This is a genomic window from Sphingomonas bacterium (assembly GCF_903644135.1).
Lineage (GTDB): Bacteria > Pseudomonadota > Alphaproteobacteria > Sphingomonadales > Sphingomonadaceae > Sphingomonas.
The window spans coordinates 1-9,385 of sequence record NZ_CAHJXA010000084.1; the positions used below are offsets into that span (position 1 = coordinate 1).

Annotated in this window: 10 protein-coding genes and 1 tRNA gene; 2 read left to right on the forward strand and 9 right to left on the reverse strand. The window is 68.9% G+C overall.

What is annotated here, in order from left to right:
• The 8 genes from HUU96_RS06365 to HUU96_RS06400 form a co-directional block, all read right to left on the reverse strand.
• The coding region (locus tag HUU96_RS06365; RefSeq protein WP_302480220.1) for a MazG nucleotide pyrophosphohydrolase domain-containing protein at positions 1-390 on the reverse strand (390 nt) is incomplete at its 3' end.
• Positions 391-411: 21 nt separating this feature from the next.
• Positions 412-1,029: a TIGR02281 family clan AA aspartic protease gene (locus HUU96_RS06370; protein WP_368039742.1), complete on the reverse strand. Its 618-nt coding sequence runs from the start codon at positions 1,027-1,029 to the stop codon at positions 412-414.
• A gap of 2 nt (positions 1,030-1,031) precedes the next feature.
• On the reverse strand, positions 1,032-1,790 hold the full coding sequence (locus tag HUU96_RS06375) for an MBL fold metallo-hydrolase (protein WP_174292000.1): 759 nt from the start codon (positions 1,788-1,790) through the stop codon (positions 1,032-1,034).
• A complete protein-coding gene (locus HUU96_RS06380; RefSeq protein WP_174292001.1) occupies positions 1,787-2,563 on the reverse strand; it encodes a TatD family hydrolase in 777 nt (258 codons plus the stop codon). Before HUU96_RS06380 ends, HUU96_RS06375 begins: the two co-directional genes overlap by 4 nt.
• Positions 2,563-4,110 carry a methionine--tRNA ligase gene (metG, locus tag HUU96_RS06385; RefSeq protein ID WP_174292002.1) on the reverse strand — a complete coding sequence of 516 codons (1,548 nt, stop codon included), beginning with the start codon at positions 4,108-4,110 and terminating at the stop codon, positions 2,563-2,565. The genes HUU96_RS06380 and metG overlap by 1 nt, the downstream gene beginning before the upstream one ends.
• A gap of 17 nt (positions 4,111-4,127) precedes the next feature.
• A complete protein-coding gene (locus HUU96_RS06390) occupies positions 4,128-5,141 on the reverse strand; it encodes a DNA polymerase III subunit delta' (protein ID WP_174292003.1) in 1,014 nt (337 codons plus the stop codon).
• A gap of 13 nt (positions 5,142-5,154) precedes the next feature.
• Positions 5,155-6,321 (reverse strand): D-alanyl-D-alanine carboxypeptidase family protein, encoded by a 1,167-nt coding sequence (locus HUU96_RS06395; protein ID WP_174292004.1) that lies wholly within the window; start codon positions 6,319-6,321, stop codon positions 5,155-5,157.
• A gap of 63 nt (positions 6,322-6,384) precedes the next feature.
• Positions 6,385-7,398: a lytic murein transglycosylase gene (locus HUU96_RS06400; protein ID WP_174292008.1), complete on the reverse strand. Its 1,014-nt coding sequence runs from the start codon at positions 7,396-7,398 to the stop codon at positions 6,385-6,387.
• Positions 7,399-7,536: 138 nt separating this feature from the next.
• Here HUU96_RS06400 and HUU96_RS06405 point away from each other — a divergent pair.
• A tRNA-Ser gene (locus tag HUU96_RS06405) sits at positions 7,537-7,626 on the forward strand.
• Positions 7,627-7,682: 56 nt separating this feature from the next.
• On the forward strand, positions 7,683-8,828 hold the full coding sequence (locus tag HUU96_RS06410; protein ID WP_174292005.1) for an AI-2E family transporter: 1,146 nt from the start codon (positions 7,683-7,685) through the stop codon (positions 8,826-8,828).
• A gap of 9 nt (positions 8,829-8,837) precedes the next feature.
• Here HUU96_RS06410 and HUU96_RS06415 read toward each other — a convergent pair.
• A partial coding sequence (locus HUU96_RS06415) for an energy transducer TonB (RefSeq protein WP_174292006.1) occupies positions 8,838-9,385 on the reverse strand: 548 nt, incomplete at its 5' end.

A 9,385-nucleotide genomic window follows, 5' to 3' on the forward strand; every position in this document is an offset into this window, starting at 1 on the left:
GCCCGCCAGCGCGCCCGCGTTCCGCCGCTCGGCCGCCTTCAGCGCTTCCCAGCCGGGCGATGCCTCGGCCTCGCCAAAGATATGCGGGTGGCGGCGTTCCATCTTGTCGGCGATCGCGGTCGCCACCGCGGCGAAGTCGAACCGGTCGGCTTCCTCGGCGATGCGGGCGTGGAAGACGACCTGAAACAGCAGGTCGCCCAACTCATCCTTCAGGTCGTCGAGGTCGCCGCGCTCGATCGCATCGGCGACCTCGTAAGCTTCCTCGATCGTATACGGCGCGATCGTCGACCAGCTCTGCGCCCGATCCCATTCGCAGCCAACGACCGGATCGCGCAACCGCGCCATGATCGCCAGCAGGCGGTGGAGCGCGGGAGCCGCCTCTTCAGACATCGTCAAGACCGATAATAGACATTATGTAAAACTACGTGGATGGTGCGGGGTGAGGATCAGCGTCGAACCTTCCACCCGCCAGGATTTCAGCCGCGACAGGAAGTTCATGCCGAGCACGTCGGTATCGCCGAACGCCGGCGACACCACCACCGACAGCTTGCGCGCGACGATGTCGCCCAGGCCGAGCTCGTCGACGGTGGCGACCTGTGCGCTGATCGTGCCGTTCGCTGTCCTGAGCATCATCGGGAATGCCGGCTCGCTGACCTTCAGCCCGGCATCGGCGGCGGTGTCGGTTGATACGGCAGTGACGGTCGCGCCGCTGTCGATCAGCATCCGCCGCTGGACGCCGCCGATCGTCACCTTCGCCCAGAAATGGCCATCGGCAGCCATGCGGATGCGCACCTCCTTGCCGACGACGCTCTGGTCGTCGAGCTTCAACCACGTCGCCGCGCGTTGCAGATAGGGGTCGAACCGCTCGCGCTGGCCAAGCAGCAGCAGGCCAAGGCCGAAGATCGCCGCCCAGATCGCCAGCTGCCCGATCAGCCTCAGCAGTGGCACGCGACGGCTCAGCAACGCCGCGATCGGCAGGATCAACAAAAGCAGGTAAAACAGGCCGTTGATGCCCATGTCTGCGTTCACGGCTACAGTGTCATCCCATCAAAGGCCGGCTCGACATCGGTCGGCAACGCCGCGAGCAGCGTCGCATAGTCCATGCTGTGATCCATATGTACCAGCGCTGACCGGCCCGGCCGCAACGCCTCGACCCAGCCGAGCACCTGCTCGACAGTAGGATGCGTCGGGTGCGGTGCGTAGCGCAAAGCATCGACGATCCACACGTCGAGCCCGGCATAGAGCGTCGCCATCGCTGGGGTCAGATCGTGGAAATCCGTCGCATAGCCGATCGCCCTGCCGCCTGCCTCGAACCGCAGTCCGGCCGAGACGATGCGGCCGTGCGGCTGATCGACGATGGTGATCGTAACGCCGCCGATCGTCAGCCGGTCGGGCAGCAATTCGCCGGCAATGGTCGATGGATAGCCCTGCCGCCCGTTGAACGCATAGGCAAAGCGCTGCTCGATCGCGCTCAGCGTCGCCTGTCGCGCCAGGCCGCGGATCGGGCGGCCGGTCGCGTGGTAGAGCTGGCGCACGTCGTCAATGCCGTGGCAATGGTCTGCATGGTCGTGGGTCCAGATGATCGCATCGACCGAGCCGATGTCGGCAGCCAGCAACTGCTCGCGCATGTCGGGGCTGGTGTCGACCAGGATGCGCGTGCCGTCATGTTCGACCAGGATCGAAGCGCGGCTGCGGCGGTTGCGTGGCTCGGCGGGGTCGCAGGCACCCCAGTCGTTGCCGATCCGCGGCACCCCCGACGAGGTGCCGCAGCCAAGGATCCGCACCTTCACGCCAGCGTCTTCGTGAACAGCGTGTGGAAGTTGGCAGCGGTGCGCTCCGCCAGCATCTCCGGTGCCTCGCCGCGCAGATCGGCGAGGAAGCGACAGGTGTCGGCGACGAAGCCCGGCTCGCCCGGCCTGCCGCGATGCGGCACCGGCGCGAGGAAGGGTGCATCGGTTTCGATCAGCAGCCGCTCGATCGGCAGGCGCACCGCGGTCTCCTGAATGTCGCGCGCATTCTTGAAGGTCACGATGCCCGAGATCGAGATGTAGAAGCCAAGCGCCAGCGCCCGATCCGCAAAGCCGCCGCTGGCGGTGAAGCAATGGATCACGCCGGGATAGGCACCCTTCCCCATCTCGTCGGCCAGGATCGCCAGCGTGTCCTCCTCCGCATCGCGGGTGTGGACGATCAGCGGCAGCTGCGTCTCGCGGCAGGCAGCGATATGTGCGCGGAAGCTCGCCTGCTGGCGCTCGCGGTCGCTGTGGTCGTAGTGGTAGTCGAGGCCGCTCTCACCGATGCCGACGACGCGCGGGTGCTGCGTGCGTTCGACCAGCCTGGCGGTGTCGACATACGGGTGCCGGTCCACCTCGTGCGGGTGGATGCCAACGCTCGCCCAGACGTCCGGCTCGGCCTCGGCGGTGGCGAGCACGGCGTCCCATTCGCTCTCGCGCGTCGCGATGTTGAGCATGGCGGTGACGCCGCGGCCGCGCGCGCGCGCCAGTACCGCCTGCTGCTGCTCGACCAGCCCCTCGTAATTGAGGTGGCAATGACTGTCGGCGAGCATCAGGCGGGCTCCTCCACCGGCAGCTCCAGCCGCGGGAACACCGGCGTCGGCGGCGCGATGCGGAAATCGGTCGCGATGCGTTCGTACCAGTCATCGTCGTCGATTGCGGCGTGGTCGCGCTCGCTCGCGCCCAGCTGGTCGAGCACCTTGCCCGCCGCGCCTGGCACCACCGGCACGATGGCGATCGCCAGCATCCGGATAGCGCGCAGCAACGTGCGCAGCACCGCGTGCATCCGCTCGGGATCGGTCTTGCGCAACGCCCAGGGGGCCTGCGCATCGATATACTGGTTGCAGGCGACGACGCCGCGCAGCCACGCCTCGATGCCCTGCCCCAGCGCCAGGTCGCCGAACGCGGCCTTCAGCGCAGCGCAGGCGACGACGACCTCCTCGATCAGGATTGCATCGGCATCCTGCGCTTCACCACCCGCGGGAGGAACCCCGTCCAGGTTCTTGGCAATGAACGATAACGTTCGCTGAGCGAGATTGCCGAAGCTGTTAGCCAGCTCGGCATTGACGCGCGTGACGATCGCCTCCGCCGAATAGCTGCCGTCCTGGCCGAAGCTGACCTCTCGCAACAGGAAGTAGCGCAACGCATCGACCCCGAAGGCGTCGGCAAGGACCAGTGGGTCGACGACATTGCCGAGCGACTTGGACATCTTCTCGCCGCGGTGGAGCAGGAAGCCGTGGCCGAACACCGTCCCGGGCAGCGCCAGGCCGGCCGACATCAGGAACGCCGGCCAATAGACCGCATGGAAGCGGACGATGTCCTTGCCGATCAGGTGCAGGTCGGCCGGCCAGTAGCGCCAGTCCCCTCCCTCGCCTGGGAAGCCAGCCCCGGTCAGGTAGTTGGTCAGGGCGTCCACCCAGACGTACATGACGTGGCCGGGGCTGCCCGGCACCGGCACGCCCCAATCGAAGCTGGTGCGCGACACCGACAGGTCCGACAAGCCACCCTCGACAAAGCGCAGCACCTCGTTGCGGCGGCTGTCGGGACGGATGAAGTCGGGATTGGCGGCGTAGAGATCGAGCAGCGGCTGCTGGTACCTGGACAGGCGGAAGAACCAGCTCTCCTCGGCGGTCCACTCGACCGGCGTACCCTGCGGCGATCGGCGCTCGTCGCCCTCGCCGGTCAGCTCCTTCTCGTCATAGAACGCCTCGTCGCGCACCGAGTACCAGCCCTCGTAGCGGCTGAGGTACAGGTCGCCGGCATCGGCCATGCGCTGCCAGATCGCCTGGCTAGCGGCGATGTGGTCGGCATCGGTGGTGCGAATGAATCGGTCGTACGAGATGCCAAGAGCGTCCGCCATCGCCTTGAATTGGCCGGACATGGCATCGGCCAGCTCGCGCACCGGCATGTCCTGATCACGTGCGGCCTGGACCATCTTGAGGCCATGCTCGTCGGTGCCGGTCTGGAAGCGCACGTCGCGCCCGGCCTGGCGCTGGAAGCGGGCGATCGCGTCGGCGACGATCGCCTCATAGGCGTGGCCGATGTGCGGGCGGCCGTTCGGGTAGCTGATCGCGGTGGTGATGTAGAAGGGTTCGCCCATGCCCGCGCTCGTAGCCGCTAGCGACGGGCAGGTGAAGGCTGGTCCCGGTGAAGGCCAGTGTGCAGACCGGCGACGATCCCCGCCATCTCGAACACCGTCGCCGCGGCATCGAGCGACAGCCCCAGCGCCGCCCCGGCCAGGTCGCGCGCTGCGGCATGGGCGTCGAGTGCCACCGCCAAGGCCGCCCCCGATCGCCGCCGCGCCTCGGCGGCCAGGAAGCCGGTCGTCCGTTCCAGGAACAGTTCGTAGCGAGGATGCGCCGCCTTGGCTCCCAGCGTCCGCGCGAGTTGCGAGCGACGGGCGTTGCCCGGATCGCCATCCTGCGCGATCGCCGCCAGCGCCGCATCCAGCGCCGCAACATCGAGGCCGGCATAGCGCAGCCCCCTACCCGGCGAGCCGCCGCTCGCCGTTGACAGCGTCGTCACCTCGTCGTCGTGCAGGTCGGGCTGCGCGCGACGGATCACCTGCGCGACCTCGTCGGCCGCCAGCGGCTCGAACCGCAACAAGCGGCAGCGCGAGCGGATGGTGGGCAGCAGGCGGCCCGGCGCATGACTTACCAGCAGGAAGACGGTGCCGGCGGGCGGCTCCTCCAAGTTCTTGAGCAGCGCATTGGCCCCGCCGCGTTCAAGGTCGTCGATCGCATCCACGACCACCACTCGGCGAGACCCAAGCGCCGGCGCGGTCGCGAACATCGCCCCCAGGCTGCGCACCTGGGCGATGGTGATCGACCGGGCGAGGTCTTCGTCGGGCTTGTCGGTATCCTTGGGCAGGCGGCGGAGCAGGCGGAAGTCGGGATGCGACCCGGCCAGCATCAGCGCGCGCGCAGGGTGATCGTGCGCGACCCCCAGCCCCGGCGGCAAACCGTCGGGTGAGGCCGCCTCCGCCAGCAGCCGCAGCGCCACCGCGCCGGCGAAGCTCGCCTTGCCGATGCCTTCCGCGCCGGCGAGCAGCCAGGCGTGATGCAGCGAGCCAGACGCCGCCGCGCCTAGCAGCGCCGCCGCCGCGGGTTCGTGGCCAACGATCGGCGTCATGCCGCCAGCCGGCTCAGCCGAACAGCGATGTCAGCCCCGCCCAGGCGCGGCCGAAGAAGCCGGCTGCGGCGACGTCGTTTGCCGCGACCAGCGGCAGGTGCTGGTCGGGCAGACCGGGTGAGGTCACCACCAGGTCGGCGAGATGATCACCGGCCTTGATCGGGGCCTTGATCGGGCCGTCATAGACGACCTTGGCGGCGAGCGCCGGCGACAGGCCGCCGGGCAAGGTCACCGTCAGCGGCTTGCCCGCGACCAGCCCGATGCTCGACGAACGGCCCATCTGCACCTCGGCCGTCGCGACCTGGCGGCCTTGCGCGACCAGCGGCTTGGCCTGCCAGGCGCGGAAGCCCCAATCCATGAACTTGATCGACTCCTCGGCCCGCGCGCCATAGGTCGGCATCCCCGCCATCACCATCACCAGCCGGCGACCGTTCTGCTCGGCCGAGCCGGTAAAGCCATAGCCCGCCTCGTCGGTATGTCCCGTCTTCAGTCCGTCGGCCCCGGTGACATGGCCAAGCAGCGGGTCGCGATTGGCCTGGGTGATGGGAGCATTGCCGCCCATCGTCTTGCCCCAGGTGAAATCGCGCCGTGAGTAGAACTGCTTGTAGAATTGCGGGAAGGTGCCGATCGTCGCCTCGGCCAGATGCGCCAGGTCGCGCGCGGTGACATAGGTGACGCCATTGTCGGGCCAGCCGTTGGACGTGCCGAAATGGCTGTTCTTGAGGCCGATCTCCTGCGCCTTCTGGTTCATCCGCGCGACAAACGCCTCTTCGGAACCAGCGATCCCCTCCGCCAGCACCACACAGGCATCGTTGCCCGACAGGGTGACGATACCATAGAGCAGGTTGGCGACGCTGACGCTTTCCCCGGTCGACAGGAACATCGTCGAGCCGGCCTGGGCTCCGTGCCACTTCTTCCAGGTTTCCGGCCGAACGGTCATCATCTGGTCGAGCTTCAACTCACCGTGCCGGATCATGTCGAACGCGACATAGACCGTCATCATCTTCGCCATGGAGGCGGGCGGCATCCGGCGATCGGCGTCGCGCTGATACAACACCGCTCCCGACGACATGTCTTCGAGATAGGCGATTGGCGCGACCGTCTCGAACGGCGGAGCCTCCGCGATCGCCGGCGTCGCGAGCGCGATCAAGGCGAGGGTCGGGGCGATCAGTCTGGGCATGGTGTCGGGTCCGTGGCTAGGTCGGTGTCGTGAGATTCGCCATAACCGCGCACGACACCCGCGTCACTGGCCCTGACGCTCGACCGCGTCGGCCAGCAGGCCGACCGAGAGCGCGTAGAAGTTGGAGCAATTATAATCGAGGATCACCCGGTAATTGCCGGTCAGCAGATAGGCGGTCCGGCCCTCGCCGTCGGGCTCGAGCAAGGTCGCCTGGACGTTTCCACCGGGCCAGGGCCGATCGACCGGCACCACGCCCAAGGCGCGCCACTCCGCCATGCTGCGCCAGGCGCTGTGCCGTGCGAACACCCGCGGGCAACGCGGCGAGAGCAGGCGGCTGCGCAGCTGGCCGCGATCGAGCGAGGGCGGCACGGCGACGGCAAGTCCCCAAGGCTCGCCCCGCCGCCAGCCGGCCTGGGTGAAGTAATAGCCGATCGACGCCAGCGTATCGGGTGCGCTGGTCCAGATGTCGGCGCGACCGTCGCCGTCGGCATCGCGTGCCAGGCGCAGATAGGCGGAGGGCAGGAATTGCGGATTGCCGGTCGCCCCCGCCCAGCTGCCCTTCAGCCGCTCGCGCGGCACGCCGCGGTCGAGCATCTTCAGCGCGTCGACGAACTCGCCTGCGAACAAGGCGCGGCGGCGGCCGTCATAGGCAAGGCTGGCGAGCGAGCGGAGCAGATCGAAATTGCCGGTATAGCTGCCATAGTTGGTCTCGTTGCCCCAGATCGCGACGGTGATGGCTTCCGGTACGCCGCTCTGCACCTCGATGGCGGCAAAGCGCGCGCGTTGGGCGACGTAGACCGACCGCCCCCGCTCGATCCGCACCGCGTCGATATGGGCGATGCGGTAAGGGGCGAACATCGACACCGGCCCGGCGACATCGCTGCCGGGCTGGGCGCGGTCGAGATCGACGACGCGCTGGTTGAGCGTCAACCCGGCGATGCCTGCGTCGGCGGTGGCAGGCCGGACACCGGCCGCGATCGCCTGCTGGCGCAACGTCAGCAGATAGATTTGGAAGCCGTCGTCCTGCGCACAGGCGGGCGCGAGGCCGAAAGCGAGGCCCAGCGCCGCCGCCACCATCGTCACCGCGCCGGCTGCCCGCCGCCTGATTGCCCCCGGTGCCATGCGGCGACGCTGCCACAATGGCGGCGGGATCGGAACCCATGTCGTCGCAGCGCTTGCACGCACCGCCGCTCGCGCTATCGCTCGGTGCCGCGCGGAGAGGTGGCCGAGTGGTTTAAGGCAGCGGTCTTGAAAACCGCCGTGGGTTCACGCCCACCGTGGGTTCGAATCCCACCCTCTCCGCCACCGGCCATCGAACGCGGAGGCTATCGAACGCCGCCAGCGGAGCCTAGGATGGTACCATGAAACGTCCATCGGTCTTCGACGACGCAGCCGACGACGCCGCGCCCGGCACCTTCACCCGCACCGCGCGCGAGCCGATCTCCGCCGCGCAAAAGCGGACCAGCCTGGCGGCGGCATTGCTGCTGCTGGTCGGCGGCGTGCTGACCCTGCGCGACTTCCTGCCGGCGCTGATCTGGGCGCTGATCTTCGCCGTGGCGATCTGGCCCACCTATGGCCGCGTCGTTCGGCGTTGGCCGCGGCATCGCCGCGTGCTGCTGCCCGCTGCGGCGGTCGTGGTGGTGCTGCTCGGCTTCGTCATTCCGCTGGTGCTGATCGCCATCCCGCTGATCCGCGACGCGCACGCGGCAGTCGACGGGCTCGCGGTCCTGCAGCGCACCGGCGTCGGCACACCGACCTGGCTGTACCATTTCCCGTTCAGCGACCGGCTGGTGCCGTTGTGGGAACAACAGCTTGGCCAGCCCGGACAGCTGTCGCGGATCGCCGGGCGCACCACCCAAGGCAGCGTACTGGGGATCGCGCGCGCGATCGGCGGGCAGGCGATCCACCGCTCGATGCTGCTCGGCTTCATGCTGATCTCGCTGTTCTTCCTCCTGCGCGACGGGGAGAGCGTCGCGGCGCAGGCCCGTATCGGCGCGACCCGCGCCTTCGGCCCGGCGGGCGAGAATGTCGGGCGGCAGATGATCCTGTCGGTCCACGGCACCGTCGACGGGCTGGTGCTGGTCGGGCTGGGCATGGGCGTCCTGATCGGCATCGGCTATTGGGCGGCTGGCGTGCCGCAGCCGGTACTGTTCGGCCTGGTCACGGCGTTGCTGGCGATGATCCCGTTCGGCGCGCCGTTGTGCGTCTACCTGGCCGGCGCAGTGCTGCTGGCGGGGGGGCACATCGTCGCCGCCATCGCGCTGGTCGCCTGGGGATTGGGGGTGATCTTCGTCGCCGACCATGTCGTCCGCCCGGCGATCATCGGCGGAGCGACGCGGCTGCCGTTCGTATGGGTGCTGCTGGGTGTGCTGGGCGGGGTTGAGACCTGGGGGCTGGTCGGCCTGTTCATGGGGCCGGCGATCATGGCGGCGCTGACCTTGTTGTGGCGCGAATGGGTCGGCGCGCGACCGGGGCCGCTGAATCCGGTCGCCGCCGACCTAGTCTGACGGGCAAGCTTACTCGTCGTCGTCGACCTCGCGCCCTGATGGCGGCGTACCGCCGATCGTCCATTCCTGCGTGCCCACGACGACGACGGGGATCGGCCGCCCCGCACCGTCCAGCTCGGGTCGGTAACGTAGCTTGTCGATGATCAGGCGGCAGGTCTCGCCATCAAGCGCGGTGCTGCCGCTCGTCCGGCTGACGGTGCAATCGGTGACCCGCCCTGCGATGCCGACCGTGAAGCGCAGCGACACGACATAATGGTTCACGCCCGTCGCGAGCAGCTGGCGGACGATTGGCTGCGGGATGTCGCGCGCGCGCAACTCTCCGCCAATCCGGCGCAGAGGCGTGCCGCCGTCGCCATCGCCGTTGCCGCCCCGGCCGCTGCCAGTCCCGTTACCCTGCCCGCCGGCCCCCGTGCCCGGCCCGGCAACCGGGGCCGCGCCCGATGTGGCGTTGACGCCGATCGCCGGCTTGATCGCCGCGATGACCGGGGCCGGCTGGATCGGCGGCACGATCGGCGGCGGTGCGACGACCGGCGTCGCCTTGCTGCGCTTGTTGGGCG